At 38.5% G+C, this 19,096-nt stretch carries 10 protein-coding genes and 1 pseudogene; 8 read left to right on the top strand and 3 right to left on the bottom strand.

The features are described 5' to 3' along the window. The first annotated feature begins 79 nt into the window (after nucleotides 1-79). The 6 genes from I6E24_RS10800 to I6E24_RS10775 all read left to right on the top strand — a co-directional run bounded on the left by I6E24_RS10800 (nucleotide 80) and on the right by I6E24_RS10775 (nucleotide 12,429). Nucleotides 80-2,098, top strand: coding sequence for a calcineurin-like phosphoesterase C-terminal domain-containing protein (locus I6E24_RS10800; RefSeq protein WP_235328546.1), 2,019 nt, complete (start codon nucleotides 80-82; stop codon nucleotides 2,096-2,098). A gap of 31 nt (nucleotides 2,099-2,129) precedes the next feature. After that, complete coding sequence (locus I6E24_RS10795) at nucleotides 2,130-5,399, top strand: SusC/RagA family TonB-linked outer membrane protein (protein WP_235328545.1); 3,270 nt, start codon at nucleotides 2,130-2,132, stop codon at nucleotides 5,397-5,399. Between the two features lie 27 nt (nucleotides 5,400-5,426). Next, nucleotides 5,427-7,229 (top strand): RagB/SusD family nutrient uptake outer membrane protein, encoded by a 1,803-nt coding sequence (locus I6E24_RS10790; protein WP_394800399.1) that lies wholly within the window; start codon nucleotides 5,427-5,429, stop codon nucleotides 7,227-7,229. Between the two features lie 29 nt (nucleotides 7,230-7,258). Next, nucleotides 7,259-8,770 (top strand): BACON domain-containing protein, encoded by a 1,512-nt coding sequence (locus I6E24_RS10785; RefSeq protein WP_235328542.1) that lies wholly within the window; start codon nucleotides 7,259-7,261, stop codon nucleotides 8,768-8,770. Nucleotides 8,771-8,829: 59 nt separating this feature from the next. Further along, a complete protein-coding gene (locus I6E24_RS10780) occupies nucleotides 8,830-10,212 on the top strand; it encodes a calcineurin-like phosphoesterase C-terminal domain-containing protein (protein ID WP_235328541.1) in 1,383 nt (460 codons plus the stop codon). Between the two features lie 156 nt (nucleotides 10,213-10,368). Then, nucleotides 10,369-12,429, top strand: coding sequence for a TonB-dependent receptor plug domain-containing protein (locus I6E24_RS10775; protein WP_235328540.1), 2,061 nt, complete (start codon nucleotides 10,369-10,371; stop codon nucleotides 12,427-12,429). Nucleotides 12,430-12,464: 35 nt separating this feature from the next. On the opposite strand, the gene mnmA is transcribed toward I6E24_RS10775, so the two are convergent. Both mnmA and I6E24_RS10765 read right to left on the bottom strand, forming a co-directional pair. Continuing rightward, nucleotides 12,465-13,514 carry a tRNA 2-thiouridine(34) synthase MnmA gene (gene mnmA / locus I6E24_RS10770; RefSeq protein ID WP_235328539.1) on the bottom strand — a complete coding sequence of 350 codons (1,050 nt, stop codon included), beginning with the start codon at nucleotides 13,512-13,514 and terminating at the stop codon, nucleotides 12,465-12,467. 206 nt (nucleotides 13,515-13,720) lie between these two features. Then, nucleotides 13,721-14,554, bottom strand: a complete 834-nt coding sequence (locus I6E24_RS10765) for a helix-turn-helix domain-containing protein (protein ID WP_235328538.1) — start codon at nucleotides 14,552-14,554, stop codon at nucleotides 13,721-13,723. A 258-nt stretch (nucleotides 14,555-14,812) separates the two neighbouring features. Between I6E24_RS10765 and I6E24_RS10760 the strand changes: the two genes are divergently transcribed. Together I6E24_RS10760 and I6E24_RS10755 are read left to right on the top strand one after the other, a co-directional pair. Next, nucleotides 14,813-15,919, top strand: a complete 1,107-nt coding sequence (locus I6E24_RS10760) for an efflux RND transporter periplasmic adaptor subunit (RefSeq protein ID WP_235328537.1) — start codon at nucleotides 14,813-14,815, stop codon at nucleotides 15,917-15,919. Between the two features lie 51 nt (nucleotides 15,920-15,970). Beyond that, nucleotides 15,971-18,969: pseudogene (locus I6E24_RS10755) on the top strand (efflux RND transporter permease subunit); the annotation flags it as partial. A gap of 4 nt (nucleotides 18,970-18,973) precedes the next feature. On the opposite strand, the gene I6E24_RS10750 reads toward I6E24_RS10755, so the two are convergent. After that, a partial coding sequence (locus tag I6E24_RS10750) for a transposase (RefSeq protein WP_235328547.1) occupies nucleotides 18,974-19,096 on the bottom strand: 123 nt, incomplete at its 5' end.

The following is a 19,096-nucleotide window of genomic DNA, read 5'->3' as shown; positions in this document are numbered from 1 at the left end:
ATTATATGGTGTGTGTAATGGCTGATCTTTATTTGTAATACAATATTTACTTTTGTATGGAATTATTGTATTAACAGATATGAGTAAAAATTATTTCTTATTAAAGACCTTGTTTCTTAATTCAAAGTCTCTGCTTTCATGTGTTAAAGTTGTACTGTTGTTCTTTGTCCTCTTTATTAATTCTGGTTGTGGTAAATCTTTTACACAAATAGATGATAATTTTGATATTAGTCTTGAATTACCTTCTTTGATAGAGGTAAGTTTGGGTGATCAATATACCTTTTCTGATGTTAATGCAAGTTCTTTGATTGATACAGATAATGTTCTGTTAGAGTCAGAAAATGGTATTTTGTATGTTTGTCCGATAGTGTCAATATCATCTGATAGTTTTACTATAAGTTTAAGTGAGAATATAGAAGCGGGTTATTATATTATTTATATAAAGCGTGATAATAGGAAAAAACAGATAGGTAAGACTTATATAAGTATTGTTGATGGTTTGGATTTCGAACCAGATTCAGAAACAACGGTATACGGAATAGTATCATCAGAAAAAGGACCTGTTGAGGGGGTGGTTGTTTCTGATGGATTTGAAGTTGCTTGTACAAATAGCGAAGGAATATATCAATTGAAGTCAAAGAAAAAACTTGGATATGTCTTCATGTCTATACCTGCTAACTATGAGGCTTTATCTGATGGCATATTGCCACAGTTTTATAAAAAACTTAAAGGTTCTTCCGATATTACGGAAAGAATAGATTTCTCATTGAAAACAGTGGAAAATCAGAATTCATATAAAGTGTTCATGTTTGGCGATATGCACCTTGCGAATAGAACAAATGACGTAAAGCAATTTATGGATTTTATCGAAGATGTAAACCTTTACAGAGAACAGAATAAAGGTGAAAAGATGTATGCCATAACACTTGGTGATATGACTTGGGATTTATATTGGTATTCCAATAACTATGAATTTGGCGAGTATCTGTTCACAATGAATACCTATTTCAAGGATTTACAGGTTTTTCATACTATAGGTAATCATGACTATGATTATAAGGCAACTTCGGATATTGAGGCTGCGGGGAAATTTGTAGACTACGTTGCTCCTACTTATTATTCATTCAATATTGGTAAAATCCATTATATTGTTCTTGACGATATTGATTGCAGTAATTATGATGGAACAACTTCACGTAATTATGAAAAAAAAATCTCATCTGAACAGCTTGACTGGTTGGTGAAAGATTTGTCATATGTTGATAAGTCTGTTCCATTGGTGGTTGTAATGCACGCACAGGTGTTTTATCCGTCAGAATCTGATGGATTCAAGATTGATCATGATGTGACAAATACTACTCAATTATTTAATATCCTTGATGGTTATAAAGTTAATTTTGTAACAGGACATACACATTACAACTATAATGTAACTCCTGAAAACGAGATTACAGGTGGTCGCGATATTCATGAACATAATGTAGCGGCAGTATGTGGATCATGGTGGTGGTCGGGGTATTTGACAGAGGGTGTACATTTATCTCCTGATGGAACTCCTGGTGGATATTCTATTTGGAATGTATCTGACAAGAATATTGAGTGGATATATAAGCCGACAGGTCATGATGTGTCATATCAGTTCCGTAGTTATGATTTGAATAACGTTAGTTTTTCATTAAGTGATGTGCCGGAGATGCCATCTAATGTATCTTCTTCTGTTAAAAATGAATTTATGCAATATGTAGATGCATATCCTGTGAATAATGATAATAATGTATTGATAAATATTTGGAACTGGAACTCACATTGGAAAATCAATGTGACTGATGAAAATGGTAAAGCATTGCCTGTTCAAGAAGTTTGGGCTTACGATCCTTTACATATAGCAGCAATGACAGTCAAAAGATTTAATTCCTCTACATTGTCGTCTGTCCCTAATTTTATAACAACTCAATTCCCACATTTCTTTAAGGTAAATGTAGAAAATGCAGAAATGGACATTCGTATAGAAGTACAGGATGAATTTGGTAATACCTGGACTGAAAACATGCAACGTCCTAAAGACTTTTCAATCGACAATTATAGACTAGCAAAATAAAAAAAGAGAATTATTATTTAAAAATCAAATTATGAAAGTTTTCAAAGCGTATTTTTTACTCATGTTTGTGCTTCTTATGAGTAACATTACAGTTGCATTAGGGCAGAACAGAGTTTTATCCGGAAAGGTAATGGATAATCTTAAAGAACCTCTTATTGGAGTTTCTATTCAGGTTGCCGGTACAACAATGGGGACAATAACCTCTGATGATGGAACGTTTCAGGTTAATGTTCCTGTAGAAAAGGTAACTACACTTCACATGTCCTATGTGGGATATCTCACCCAGAAAATTGAGGTAAAGCCTGGAGAAAATAATATAGTAGTGTATATGCAGGAAGATGCAATTATGCTTGAAGAAGCGGTAGTTGTTGGATACGGTACACAAAAGAAAGTTAACCTTACAGGTGCTATAACTACAGTAGGTAGTGAGAAACTTGAGAATAGAGTTTCTCATTCATTAACTAACATGTTGCAAGGATCTGTACCGGGACTTAATGTTACTACTTCATCGGGAGTTCCTGGAAGTTCAGCATCTATTAATGTTCGTGGTACAACTTCTATTAACAGTTCTGATCCATTGGTATTGATAGATGGAGCGGTAGGTGATATGAGTAGAGTAAATCCCAACGACGTAGAATCAATTTCTGTAATAAAGGATGCTTCTGCAGCAGCTGTTTATGGTGCTCGTGCTGCTTTTGGTGTTATATTGATAACAACCAAATCAGGTGCAGAACAGGATGGCAAAGCTACAGTAAGATATAGTGGCCGTTTAGGATGGGAGGCACCTACTACTTCTACAGATTATGAGGATACAGGTTACTGGTCTGTATATACAATAAATAAATTCTGGAAAGCTGAAAATGGTGGATTGTATGTTGACTATACTGATTATGACATGCAGCAGCTGTTGGCCCGTGTCAATGACAAGACAGAGAATCCTGATCGTCCATGGACTGTCATTGATGAACGTAACGGACGTAAGCAATGGGTATATTATGGAAACTATGACTGGTGGCATATGTTGTATAACGATAATCGTCCTGTTCAGCAGCATAATGTATCTATAAGCGGTGGAAATAAGGATGTAAAGTATATGGTGTCTGGTGCATATAATTATCAGAAAGGTATGCTTAAGGAAAATCCTGATATTTACAATAAGTATAATTTGCGCTCTAAAATTGATATGAGAATCAATAAATGGGCAAATTTCACTAATAATACATCTTTCTATGGATCGCAGTATTCATTCCAGGGTGATGGAAGTGTTGAAAACACCATTGCTTATGGTGCCCGCCATGCTTTGGCTTGTTTCCCTATGAAAAATCCTGATGGCTCATGGTTATATAGCACACCATATCTTAATTATAAAGTTGGAAATGGTCGTCATATTATGCTTGGAGAAGGATCTCATAGAAATGTAGACCGTACAAATGATTTTTCAAATACTTCACGATTGGTTATCACTCCTATAAAACCTTTAAGTTTTACTGCAGATTTTACTTATCGTTTGTATCAGACTAGAAATACGAGCCGTTCTAATGTATTGTATTATCGTGAATATCCTGATGCAGAACTCGGTTCGTATGCAACAGGAGCCGGTGCAAATCGTTTGGATGAATCTGTGAATACACGTAACTATTATTCAGCAAATGTTTTTGCAAATTATGATGATACATTTAATGAAGTTCATCATCTTTCAGGAGTAATAGGTTTTAATTATGAGACTATGAGATTGAAGAATATCTCAGCTTATGGAGAGAATCTTTCTTCCACATCACTTGATGACTTTAACTTGGTTGGACAGAATTCTGAAGGACAGGTTATAACAGGAGTAGACGGCTCTCAGAATGCATATGCCTTGGCTGGTTTCTTCGGTCGTATCAACTATGATTATGCCGGAAGATATTTGTTTGAAGTTAGCGGACGTTATGATGGTACGTCAAGATTTGCGCAAGGTAGCAGATGGGGATTCTTCCCTTCCGGTTCTTTAGGATGGCGTATTTCGGAAGAGCCATTTTTCAAACCTTTGTCTGAAAGTGTAGATAACTTGAAACTGAGAGCCTCTTTTGGTAGTCTTGGAAATCAGAATGTCTCTTCATATTATACATACATGCGATTGGTGTCTATAAGTGATTTTGCGGCTTATTCATTTGGCGAAGGTAGTTCTATGGCAAAATATTCAACATTGAGTGCTCCGGTTTCTTCAGATTTGACATGGGAAACATCGCAGCAATGGGATTTAGGTCTTGATCTGTCAATGTTCGGTAATAGACTTAATGTAACATTTGATGTTTATGTGAGAAATACACTGAATATGTTGACAGATGGTATAGAATTGCCTGCTGTGTATGGAGCAAGTGTTCCTGATATGAATACGGCAGATTTGCAGACTAGAGGATATGAACTTGCAGTCAACTGGAGAGACCAATTCTCTATAATAGACAGTCCGTTTGAGTATAGTGTAGGTTTTAATATCAGTAATTATAAGAGCTATATTACTAAATATGACAACAAAGACAAAACGTTTGCAAAAACATATTATGAAGGAATGCGTTTAGGTGAAATCTGGGGATTCGTTACCGATGGTTTATTTGCTACAACAGAGGAAGCTCAGGCTTATGCACAAGAGGTGGATTTGAGTTATATCAATAATCGTGTAACCGGTGGATGGCAAGCTGGAGACTTGAAGTTCCTTGACCTGGATGGAGACAAGGTTTTAGGTATTGGTTCAAACTCTGTAGATGATCCGGGAGACCGTAAAATATTAGGTAACTCTCTTCCAAGTTTGTCATATGGCTTTACAGCTAGTGTAAGTTGGTATGGTTTTGACGCTTCTGTGTTTTTCCAGGGAACAGGAAATCACTATTGGTATCCTACAGGTCAGGCAATGCAGTTCTGGGGACCATATTCTTATCCTTATCTGACTTTCCTTCAGGAAGATTTCCTCGATGAAGTATGGGCTGAAGATAATCCGGATGCTTATTTCACTCGTCCTATGGCATATTCGGCTACATCAGGTCCTTTGAGTAAGGTTAATGACAGATATCTTCAGAATATCAGATATATGCGTTTGAAGAATCTTACAGTAGGTTATACTGTTCCTGTGAGATTGAGCAAGAAAATAGGAATAGAACAGGCTCGTATATATTTTTCAGGTGAGAACTTATGTTATTGGTCTCCATTGAAGAAGCATACTAAATATATCGACCCGGAAGCAGCTCTTGACAGAAGTGATGCTTATAACAATGCTTATTACCCTTGGTCAAAGACATTCATGTTTGGTCTTGACATAACATTCTAAGAAGTATAAAAAATAAAACTAATGAAAATGAAACGAAATATCATAGCAATAATAGCTTTATCACTTGGATTAACTTCGTGTGATGATTTATTAAATCTCAGTCCTATGAGTGATATTACTCAAACGGATTACTTTAAAACTGAGACAGACTTACAGCTTTTCAGTAACTCTTTCTATAATAATCTGTTGGATAAATCGCCTTATGATGACCAAAGCGATTTGTATATACAGCAGACTCTTTCAGACGAGATGCTTGGCGGTACAAAGAGAGTTGTTCCTGCTTCTGGAGGTGGATGGACATGGACTGATTTGCGTAAAATGAACACATTATTGGCTTATGTAGATCAATGTGAAGACGAAGATGCTGTTATAAAATATACAGCTCTTACACGTTTCTTCAGAGCTTATTTCTATTTTGAAAAAGTTAAGAGATTTGGAGATGTACCTTGGTATGATGTGGAGTTAGGTTCTGATGATGAAGCTCTTTATAAGCCTCGTGATTCAAGAGAATATGTAATGACAAAAATGATAGAGGATATAGATTATGCAATAAATAACTTACCTGATATGAATGAAGAAAAGAGTAGTCCTTTTCGTGTAAACAAATGGACTGCACTTGCTTTGAAGGCTCAGTTCTGTCTTTATGAGGGTACATATAGAAAATATCATCAGTTGAATATTGAGGGTAACACATATACTTATTATCTTGATTTAGCAGCAAAAGCTGCCAAAGATATCATAGATAATGGCCCTTATAAACTATATTCTACAGGTAATCCTAATACTGATTATATGATGCTTTTTGCAAGCGAAGATGCAAATACAGATGAATATATCCTTGCAATAAAATTTGATTATGGATTGCAGATTTATCATAATGCAACAGCACATACTCTTGTGCCTACTCAGGGAAGACCTGGATTGACAAAGAAGATGGTAAATACTTATCTTATGAAAGATGGTACTGCATTTACAGATAAGCCAGGATGGCAGGAGATGACTTTTAAAGAAGAAATGAAAGACCGTGATCCTCGTTTGTCTCAGAGCATACGTACTCCAGGGTATACCAGAATAGGTGAGACTACAGTTTTGGCTCCTGACTTCTCTGTCAGTGTAACTGGTTACCAGCCAATTAAGTTCGTTCAGGAACCGACAGCATCAGGAGGTAACGTAGATAGAAATGACAGGTCTACTTGTGACCTTCCTGTATATAGATATGCAGAAGTCCTTTTGAATTATGCAGAAGCAAAAGCAGAACTTGGTACTCTTACTCAGGATGATATTGATATATCTATTAATGAAATCAGAAAACGTGTTGGTATGCCTGATTTGTCAATGGATAATGCAAATGCTAACCCTGATAGATATCTTTCTTCTGAGGAAACCGGTTATTCAAATGTGACAGGAGATAATAAAGGTGTTATACTTGAGATAAGAAGAGAACGTGCGATAGAACTTTCACAAGAGGGATTCAGATTTGATGACCTTGTAAGATGGAAAGCCGGTAGTTGTATAGATCAGGAATTGTATGGAATGTATTTCCCAGGGCCTGGTAATTATGATTTGACAGGTGATGATGTTGCAGACGTTATTCTGTATGCTAATGGAACTTCTAAACCTGAAGCTCAGGCTGGTGTTCAGGTATATGAAATAGGAAAAGATATTATGCTTACTGATGATAATGAAGGATATGTATTTTATCATAAGAATATAACTAGGACACAATTCTCTCAGGAAAGAGACTATTTATATCCTATACCAATAAATGAAAGGTCATTGAATCCTAATCTTACTCAGAACCCTGGCTGGAATGATGGACTTTCTTTCTAAAAGTAATAAATATATAATAATAGACTATTATGAAACTAATAAATAAATTATTTACATTGGCTTTGTGTCTTATGATTACTTTACTTTGTAGCTGTAGCAAAGAAGAAGATAATGTGGCACGTGCAGTTCTATCAAGTACAAGTTCTTTGAATTTTCCAGCTCAGAAACCTACAGAAAAAATGATAACAGTATATTCTGATGCTGAATGGTTCATGGAAGAGCTTCCTGAATGGATTACAGTAACTCCTACTACAGGTTCAGGTACTACGGAAGTTACTATATCTGTATCTGAAAATATGAGAGATGGTTCGATTGATAATCCTAGAAATGCAACAGTTGTTTTCAGGGGAAGAACACTAGCAAGTAGGGCTGAGGTAAAAGTTACTCAAGAGGGAGATATATATCGTGACTGTAAGGAGTATTCTGTATCTGATGCAGTGTCTTTGGAAGATGGTACGGTAGTTATAGTTCCAAATGCGTATGTTTCTGCTGTAACTTCTTCAGGTGGTATGATTACAGATACTGATGCAGCCAATAACATTTATATTGAGACATCTGAGAATATCAAGGTTGGTGATGAAGTTTATATTATGGGAATAAAAGAATCTGATACATATAAACTGTCTAGTATAATATGCGATAATGTTACGGTGTTATCAGAAAATAATGAGATAAACTATGCACAAGCAGTTGATATTACTGATAAAATAGATTCTTTCACTTCAGATAAGAGAGAATATATTACTCTTAGGGGAGTCTTGTTGAACAATGTAATAACAATAGATGGTGCTGTTAATTCAGTATCTTTAATTGATGTTCCAGAAGAGAATGATTTAAGTTCATTGAATGGTCATTATGTAATAATAAAAGGTTATTATGCAGGAACGGCTGCTCCAACAGTAAGAATTGTTCTTGAATCGGTAGTTGACGATGGAGTATCAGAAGTTATATTCTTCTCTGAAGATTTCGAATGGTTAAAACCATGGGCAGAGAATAGTGGTGCAGGACAGACGGTAGAGAATGATGGTTCTGGTAGTGCACCGCAGATATATTCGGCAAAGAATCCTGAAGGACAATTGGCGTCTGAAGCTTTGTTGGCTCGTGGATATGGTCTGGAACAGATTCCGGGAAATGCAATTTATTTACAGGATTGTTATCTTAAATTCGGTAAGACAGATTATCAAGCTGGTTTAACTTTGCCTTCAATAGATAATATTCCGGAAAACTCAAAACTGAAATTATCTTTCGATTGGGCTCCTATGGTTGGAGGAACAAGAAAATTCGACCCTGTGAACATTATTGTTTCTATTACAAATGGAAGTGATGTAACAGAATTGGAACCTATTGGACATAGTTTTGTAGATACTGTCGACAAGCTTGAGTGGTTACATGCTGAAATTTTTATTGAAGGAATTGAAATAACAAAAGATACGCGAATAAGTATAAAGTCTGACGGTTGGGGTGATAATAAAGATACAACAGGAAGTTCTGTCTACAAACGTTGGTTTATTGACAATATCAAACTTGTTCAGGTAAGATGATTTTAAATTTAGATGATTAACAAATGAATCGCAATATATATTTTTTGAGTTTTATTCTTTTGGCAAACAGTATAAATGTTTGCGCAAAAGAGATAACAGGTAAAGTGTTTTGTGGAAAAAAGGGAATAAGTGAGGTTGTAGTTACAGATGGAGTGAACTTTACAACTACAGATTCTCTTGGGAACTACAAACTTGATACAGATACCTCTTTATCTGATTTCATTTATGTGGTGACTCCTTCAGGTTATGTAGCTTCTTATTCTACAGGAACGCCTTGTTTTTATAAGTCGGTTTCGGCCAAGAAACATGATTTTGAACTTTTCGAATTTAGTGTTCCACAAGGCAGATATACAATGTTTGCTGTTGGAGATACTCAGCCGGGCAATGATACTGCATATCTTAGAATGGAAAATGAGGCTATCCCCGATTTGAGAAACTATGGCAGGGAATTTATGGACAGAAGTATTCCTGTAGCTGCTATATTGCTTGGTGATATGGTATGGGACAATCAGGAAACTTATGGCAGGTTCAAGAATAACTTGAAAAGCTTAGGGTATCCAGTTTATCCTGTAATTGGAAATCACGATCATGAAGAGTATTTCAGTGACAACAAAAAGAGTGAACTTGTTTATAAAGAGTTTTTTGGTCCTAATTACTATGCCTTCAATATGGGCCGTGATTATTATATTGTACTTGACAATATAGACTATAAAGGTAATCGTAAGTATGATGAAAGAATAACAACCGACCAGCTTCAATGGGTTAGAAAGTATGTTGAATATATACCGAAAGGTTCACATGTGTTTGTTGCTATGCATGCTCCAGCCTATATATATTATTTTGACAGAACTTTGGAAGGTGCAGAAGAATTGATGGAGATACTTAAGGATTATGAAGTATCTATTCTTACCGGGCATACACATATTCACTCGAATATTTTGTTGCGTCCTAATGTAAGGGAGCATATGGTTGCTTCAATTGGTGGTGCATGGTGGCTTGGTGAATGTAAATATGCCTATGACGGTACACCAATGGGGTATCAAGTGTTTGAATCAACTCCTATTGGATTGCAGTGGCATTATAAAGTATTGGGTATGCCGAGAGATTATCAAATGAAAGTTTATCCAATTGGTACTTTCCCTGGTCATGTTGATGAACTTTGCGTAAAAGTATGGAACTGGGACGAAGGATGGAAAGTGGAATGGAGAGAGGATGGAAAATATAAAGGCGAAATGAAATCATTCTCTTCTATAGACCCTGATTATACAATGTATATTAGCAGAAACCATGCTAATGGAACGTTGAAAGCTAAAGGAACAGTTCCTCAGGCAAATGATTATTGTTTCTTTTCTGTTAAACCTTCAAAGGGAGCAAAAAAGGTTGAGATTGTTGTAACAGATAGATTTGGGAATAAATATGTTGACTCTATTAAAGTAGAGTGATTAAATAATAAATAGCCAAACTTAACTGTGTCAGTAGGAATGATAGTAGATCATTTTTGCTGACACAGTTTTTATCATGCGGTTGACACATTATTGGTTTATATAATATCTTTCGTATCTTTGCCCCACATTTTTAATCAATTTAATTATTAACCAATGAAAGAAAACATTCAGAAAAGCAGCCGGACTATGCGTTTCAGACGCTATTCCAATCGCTCGTATGCAGTGTTCTCCACATTGAAATCTCCGGTAAGTATCGGGGTGATGACAGTAGCTATGCTGGCATCTGCACCTGTTACTGGTGTATCAGCCCAGACTGCCGAGAATAACAATGCAGGTGAGAAACTGTATGAGCTGGAGGAAGTGGAGGTAACCGGTAGCCGTGTGCCGCTCACAGTGAGCCAGGCAGCACGAATCGTGACTGTACTCGACCGCGAGGCTATTGCCGCCGCCCCTGTGCAGAGTATTAACGACTTGTTAAAGTATGCCGCCGGCGTTGATGTCCGACAGCGCGGTGACATGGGAGTGCAAACGGACATAAGTATTCGTGGGGGAACGTTCGACCAAATTACTATCCTTCTGAACGGAATAAACATCTGCGACCCACAAACAGGCCATAACGCGGCCGATTTTCCTGTTGAATTAAGTGAAATAGAACGTATCGAGGTCTTGGAAGGACCTGCAGGACGTGTGTATGGCACATCATCGCTGGTGGGAGCTATCAATATAGTTACGCGTACAGCAAAGGACAGCGGGGCAGAGGTGTTTGCCGACGGCGGTTCTTACGGCTATTTCAAAGGTGGGGCTATAGTAAGCCATGTGAAGAACGGTTTGAGCAACCAGATCTCGGGCAGCTACAGCCGCAGCGACGGATTCAGCCGTAGTAAGGCAGGAAATCTTAATGCCGATTTCAAGTATGCAAGGCTCTTCTATCAGGGACGATATGAGAATGACCAGGTGGATATACGCTGGCATGCAGGTTTTACAAACAAGGATTATGGCGCGAACACTTTCTATAGCACTCTTTCCGACGAGCAGTTTGAACACGTAAGGAAGTACTACACTGCAGTTCAGGCAGAGACTAAGGGTGATGTCTATCATTTCAAACCGTCTGTGTATTGGAACCGTTCGGACGACAGATTTGAATTCTATCGCGGGATGCCGGAAAAATCTCCTTTCAATTATCATCAGACAGATGTCTATGGTGTGAATCTTAACAACTACATCCAGACATTCCTTGGAAAAACAGCATTTGGTGCAGAGTTCAGGAATGAAGGTGTAAGAAGTACATCGCTTGGAGAACCGCTCAATTCTCCGGTGAAGGTTCCCGGTGCTGATGCCGATTTTACTCTCGGACTTAACAGGATCAATCTGAGTTTTCATTTGGAACATAATATCGTGTTGAGGCGTTTCACTCTTTCTGCGGGGGTGATAGCCGTAAAGAACACCGGAAATGAAATGAAATTCCGTTTCTATCCGGGTGTTGACGCCAGCTATCAGTTTGCACGCGACTGGAAGGTCTATGCCTCTTATAACACTTCATTGCGTATGCCTACTTTCACAGAACTGTATTATTCCGTTGGGGGTCATAAAGCTGACAAATATCTGAAACCTGAAGAAATGCAGGCTGTGGAGATAGGAGTGAAGTTTCTTCGTCCGGGAATACGTGCTACTTTGAGCCTGTACCGATATCACGGAACGGACATGATAGACTGGATAAAGGATATATCGCAAGGCGATGATGCTCCATGGCAGTCGGTAAATCATGCTGTAATCAATACGATGGGTGCTGAGGTCTCTGTTCTTGTTGATATATGCGAACTGATGCAGCGTGATGCTTTTGTGCGTTCGGTCAATTTGTCGTACAGTTATATTGACCAGGATAAGGAGACTACGCCAAATCTGCAGTCGAAATATGCATTGGAGTATCTAAGGCATAAGTTCGTGGCACAGGCAAACTTCAGAATATGGAAACTGCTGGAGATGAACGTGTCATACCGTTGGCAGGACCGTATGGGTAATTACCAGAAAGGCAATTCGATGGTGCCATACGAACCTTATTCTCTTGTTGACGTACGGTTTACATGGAATGCGCCGCAGTATAAGATATATGTAGAGGGAAACAACCTTCTGAACAAGACATACTATGATCATGGCAATATCCCTCAGCCCGGAATTTGGGTAAGGGCAGGAGCAAGCTATAGATTTAAGTTCTGATATAATCAAGAGTCGGGTCCGGTTGGATTCGGCTCTTATTTTATTATCCCTCCACCAAGTACCATGTTCTCACGATAAAACGCTGCAGCCTGTCCCGGTGCTATTGATGCCAGCGGCTCATGAAGAATGACATGCAGCAGTCCGTCTTTTGTTTTCTCTACCCTGCATCTGTTGGCTTGCTTGCGATATCTTATTTTTATTATCACATCATCCATACCTAGGAGGATATCAGGATTGATGATGTTCCAGTCTGTAAGCCACATTTCTTTTTGTTCCAGATTCTTTATATTGTCGCTTATTATAACCTTATTTTCATCCGGTATAATCTCTTTTACGAAAATGGCTTTATTCATATGTATGCCTAACCCTCTGCGTTGTCCAATGGTGTAGAACGGATATCCTTCATGCATGCCTATACGGTTACCTGTCTCGTCGCAGAAAATACCGGGTCTTATTTTTTCTGGAGTTACATTATTCTTTAGGAAGGTTCTGTAGTCCATAGGGCAGAAACAGACCCCAAGGCTGTCTTTCTTTGTAGCTGCTTTCATGAAACCTTTTTCTGTCGCAATCTCTCTTATTCTTGTTTTGGTCATTTCTCCAAGAGGTAATATCATGCGCTGAAGTATTTCCTGTGGTAGTCCCCAAAGGAAAAAAGACTGGTCTTTATCCGTATCGGTACCGTTAATGATATGCCAAAAACCATCGTTAAATGTCTTTTGTACGTAATGTCCTGTGGCAATATGGTATATTCCTTCCCTATCGGCTATTTCTTTAAGTATAGGCCATTTCAGATAGTTGTTGCACAGCGTACATGGAACAGGGGTTCTCCCTGTCATATATTCCTTTATGAAATAGTCTATGATGTATTCCTTGAATTTGTCTCTAAGGTCGTATGTGATGTGTGGAATGCCGAGTCTTGAGCAAAGCTCTCGTGCGTCGTCCAGATATTCGGTATTGCCACCTTTCTCAAAGAAACGGAATGTTGTTCCTGTAACTTCGTATCCTGCGTCCAAAAGCAACATAGCGGCTACAGAACTGTCTGTACCTCCACTCATTCCTAATAATACTTTATTGTTTTCTTTCATAATTCTGTCTCCTTGAAAATGATAGCTTGACGTAAGGGCATAAAAAAAGGAGTACCGCTGTACTCCAACCTTTGTTAACCTTAAAATCTAATACTATGAAAAACACAGTACAAAGGTACGGATTTTTCTGTTATCTGCAAGTTTTGTGTGCGAAAACTTATGCTTTATAACACTATTTAGTATTATTCCTGTATGTTATACACTTATTAAGGTTTTGTTCTGTACTCTAATGGGCTCATGCCTGTATGTTTTTTAAAATATCGTGAGAAAAATGATTGATCAGGGAAGTTTAATTCATACGAAATGTCTTGTATCGACATATTAGAGTATTTAAGCATTATCTTTATTCTCTGTATTGCATGTTTGTCGATAATATATTTGGCGGATTTATCTGCAACATTTTGTGTTATTGACGATAGGTAACGTGATGTAATATATAATTTCCCTGCGTAAAATCCAACTTCTCTTTGTTGGGGACAATATTTGTGTATCAGATGAATGAATTTGATAAACAATTCCTCTCTTCTTCCCACTTCTTCCGATTTGTCTATTTTGAAAAGTGTCCTTGTCTTGTCATATACATCCAGCAGGAAGCTTTGGATATTATTTTTGAAGATTTTTATTCTGAAACAGTTCGTTTTTTCATAATAGAAATCTTCCATAGCTTCTACCAGATAATTCATCTTGTTTATTCTTTTTTCTCCTAGTTGTACGCAGGGATATTCTTTCAGGAAAAAAGTGAACGAAGGTTCCAGTTGTGCAGTTGCTTCATCGTAAACTTCGTGTTTGAATGTTATATATGAAATTTTGAAATCATCACTATTGCTGATATTGTGGACTATGCTTCCTGCTATTATTATTAGCTGTGTATTAGCTACTATTTCGTATGGGATAAGGTCTATTTCTATGTTTGCCGTACCTTTCCTGCAAAAGATAATTGTATCCACATCCACTTTTATGGTTTTACCTTGTGGTAACCATTCATTCTTGTCTGTTCCTACTTTGAAAATTTCACCATCTGGCAGTTGAAGTATATGCATATAGTTTCAATTTTGTTAATAGCAATTTATATCAATAAAAATACATAGTAAAAATAGTATCTAAAATTGCAATTCTGTAATATATTGGATTGTTTTTTTATTATTTATTCTTCGTTAAATAAAAAATATTTAAGGTCTTAATAATTTATAAACCAGATAGTGAGTTCCGTTTTTGAACAATTGTGCTGTAAAAAAGAAAATTAACGTTCCTGGCAATTAACTTAATTTTGCCACGAATTTTAAAGTAAAAAGATTTATATGGTAACAGTAAACAAAAAATGGTTGCAACTGATGGGAGTAATTGGTTGCGCAATGTGGTTCGCTTCGTGCGGACAAGCACCAAAGGGAGAGATGCAGACCGGTGGTTATGAAACAATGGTTGTGGCAAAAGCCGATAAGGTGGTAGAAACAGATTATTCGGCTACAATCCGCGGACGCCAGGATATTAATATCATGCCACAGGTATCAGGTACAATACAGAAATTATGTGTAACAGAAGGTGAAAAGGTAAGAAAAGACCAGGTACTTTTCATTATTGATCAGGTTCCTTACAAGGCTGCACTCAATACAGCTGTTGCAAATGTAAAGTCGGCTCAGGCTGCTTTAGCTACTGCTGAACTTACTTATAATAGTAATAAGGAGCTTTTTGCAAAGAAGGTTGTATCTGAGTTTACATTAAGAACATCTGAAAACCAGTATCTCACTGCAAAAGCACAGTTGGCACAGGCGGAGGCTCAGGAAGTAAATGCAAGAAACAATCTTTCTTATACTGAGGTGAAGAGCCCAAGCAACGGTGTTGTAGGTATGTTGCCTTATCGTGTGGGTACCTTGGTTAGTCCTTCTATGGTTGAGCCTCTTACTACAGTTTCTGACAACTCTGAGATGTACGTCTATTTCTCAATGACAGAAAATCAGGTTCTTGGTATGGTTTGCGAGTACGGTTCTATAGACGATGCTCTAACTAAAATGCCTGAAATCTCACTTGTACTTAATGACGGAACTACATACGCAGAAAAAGGAAAGATAGAGTCTATCAGCGGTGTGATTGACACCCAGACAGGTCCTGTAGGTGTACGTGCCGTATTCCCTAACGAGAATGGTCTTCTTCTGAGCGGTGCTTCAGGTAAGGTTTCTATCCCAAGTACATATAATGACTATATCATTGTTCCACAGGAAGCTACAGTAAAACAGCAGGATAAGATTTCTGTATTTAAGGTAGTTGACGGCAAGGCTGTGACAACTCTTATTAAGGTTGCCGCTTACAACGACGGACGCGAATATATCGTGCTCGAAGGTCTTAACGTAGGCGACGAAATAGTAGCCAAGGGTGCAGGACTTCTTCGCGAAGGTACTCAGGTGAAATAATTAAAGACGACAAAGTTGATTTAGAGTGACTTTAATAAAGATAGAACAACAATGAAAGGAAATATATTTATCAAACGACCGGTGATGGCTATTTCCATCTCCATCGTAATCCTGCTGGTGGGATTTATCTCACTTATATCGTTGCCGGTAGAACAGTATCCTGACATAGCGCCTCCTACAGTGGTGGTAGAAGCTACATATACAGGTGCCAGTGCCGATGCTGTGATGAACAGTGTTATCATGCCTCTTGAAGAGAGTATAAACGGTGTGGAAAACATGATGTACATCACCTCTACAGCAACAAACTCCGGTACTGCACAGATTCAGGTGTTCTTTAATCAGGGAACAGACCCGGATATGGCGGCTGTCAATGTGCAGAACCGTGTATCAAAGGCTCAGGGCCTTTTGCCTTCGGAAGTAACAAAAATCGGTGTCTCTACAGCAAAACGACAGACCAGTTCCTTCAGATTAACACATTGGTAAGTACAGACGGAAAATATGACGAGACATTTCTTGCCAACTATTTGGATATAAACGTAATCCCTGAAATCAAGCGTATTCCTGGTGTGGGTGACGCTACATTGCTTGGTGATACATACAGTATGCGTATATGGTTGAATCCGGAACTGATGGCACAGTATGGTCTTGTACCGGCAGATGTTACCGCAGCCCTTGGCGAACAGAATATTGAAGCTCCTGCAGGTACACTTGGTGAAAACTCGCCAAACGTATTCCAGTATGCAATGAAATACAGAGGACGTCTGAAAGATGTGAATGAATTCGATAATATCGTTATCCGTTCAAATGCCGATGGTTCTGTATTGAGACTTAAGGATATCGCAAAAGTAGAGTTGGGACGTCTGTCATACGGTTTCCACGGTGAGGTAAACGACCGTCCAGATGTGACTTTCCTTACATTCCAGGTTGCAGGAGCCAATGCTACAGAGGTGAACGAAGCTATAACAAAACGTCTTGAAGAGATGTCGGAACTTCTTCCTCCGGGTGTGGAATTTGTGCAGATGATGAGTTCGAACGACTTCCTTTATGCATCTATATATAATGTGGTAGAAACCCTTATCGTGGCTATCATCCTGGTTATCCTTGTGGTTTACTTCTTCTTGCAGGATTTCAAGAGTACACTTATTCCGTCTATTGCGATTATCGTATCACTGGTAGGTACATTCGCATGTCTTGTGGCAGCAGGTTTCAGTATAAACATCCTTACTCTGTTTGCCCTCGTGCTTGCCATCGGTACTGTGGTGGACGATGCCATCGTTGTGGTGGAAGCGGTTCAGGAAAAGTTTGACTCCGGTTATACATCACCATATCTTGCTACAAAAGATGCGTTGAGCGATGTAACCATGGCCGTTATCTCATGTACATGTGTGTTCATGGCTGTGTTTATCCCTGTAACATTCATGGGTGGTACTTCAGGTATCTTCTATACTCAGTTCGGTATCACTATGGCTACATCAGTAGGTTTGTCAATGATTTGTGCCCTTGTACTTTGTCCTGCACTTTGTGCCATCATGATGAAACCGTCCGACGGAAACAAGAGTCCGAAAAGCTTCAATGGTCGTGTAAGAGCTGCTTATAATGCCTCTTTCAACGCTACCATGAATAAATATAAGAAAGGTGTAATGTTTGCCATACATCACAGATGGATGGTTTGGGCTTCACTTATTATCTCTGTTATTCTCCTTGTATTCTTTATGAAGACTACAAAGACAGGTCTGGTGCCACAGGAAGACCAGGGTACATTGATGGTTAACGTAAGTACAGCTCCGGGTAGTACACTTGTTGAGACTACCAAAGTTATGGATAAGGTAAAGGAAATTCTGAAGAACACTCCTGAGATAGAGAATTACAGTGCGACTTCCGGTTACGGACTTATCTCCGGTCAAGGCACTTCGTATGCTTCATGTATCATTGACCTTAAACAGTGGGATGAACGAAAAGGAGCAGAGCATACAGCGGAAGCTGTTCTAGGACGACTGAACGCACAGTTCGCACAGATAAAGGAAGCACAGATATTCTGTTTCCAGACAGGTATGATTCCTGGTTACGGTATGGGTAACTCTATCGAGCTTAACATGCAGGATAAGACAGGTGGTGATATGTCTGTATTCTTCGGACATGTCATGAATTTCCTTGGAGCTTTGAACCAGCGTCCTGAGGTAGCTATGGCATATACTTCATACGCAATGAACTTCCCTCAGATAGCAGTCGATGTGGATGCGGCTAAATGTAAACGTGCCGGAATTTCTCCATCGGATGTACTTTCTGCTTTGGGTAGCTACTGTGGTGGTGCATACGTATCAAACTATAACGAGTTCGGTAAGGTATATCGTGTAATGCTTCAGGCATCGCCTAAATACCGTCTTGACGAACAGTCGCTTAATAACATGTATGTGCGTAATGGTTCGGAAATGGCTCCGTTGGGACAGTTCGTTACATTGAAGAGTGTATTGGGTGCTGAAGTCGCAAAACGATTCAATCTTTACAGTTCAATCAATGTAAACGTAAATGCCCAGATGGGATATTCATCTGGTGAAGTTCAGAATGCCATTAAGGAAGTTGCCGCTCAGACTCTTCCTACAGGTTACGGATATGAGTATGGTGGTATCGCCCGTGAGGAATCACAGAGTGGTGGATCGCAGACTATATTTATATATATAATATGTGTCGTACTTATCTATCTGATTCTTTCATGTCTGTATGAAAGCTTCCTTATTCCGTTGGCTGTTATTCTTTCAGTTCCGTTCGGATTGATGGGTAGCTTCCTGTTTGCGAAACTCTTCGGACTGGAAAACAATATCTATCTTCAGACAGGTGTTATCATGTTGATTGGTTTGCTTGCCAAGACAGCCATTCTGATTACAGAGTTTGCCGTTGAACGTCGTCGTAGAGGTATGGGAATTATCGAGTCTGCATATTCCGCAGCTCAGGCACGTCTGCGTCCTATCCTGATGACCGTGTTGACAATGATTTTCGGTATGCTTCCGCTTATGTTTGCAACAGGTGCCGGAGCAAACGGTAACAGTTCGTTGAGGTTCATCCGACATTTCGCGTGATGCGGCAATCATGGAGTGCATATAACCTTAGCTCAAAGTATCGTTCATCCCTAAATCCGTATGCCGCTCTCTTCAAGACCTTTATCTTGTTGTTGATTCCTTC

This window comes from Bacteroides caecigallinarum, assembly GCF_021530995.1.
Classification (GTDB): Bacteria; Bacteroidota; Bacteroidia; order Bacteroidales; family Bacteroidaceae; genus Phocaeicola; species Phocaeicola faecigallinarum.
Note: the sequence above shows the minus strand (reverse complement) of the source record. Positions and strands in the feature narration are given on the sequence as shown.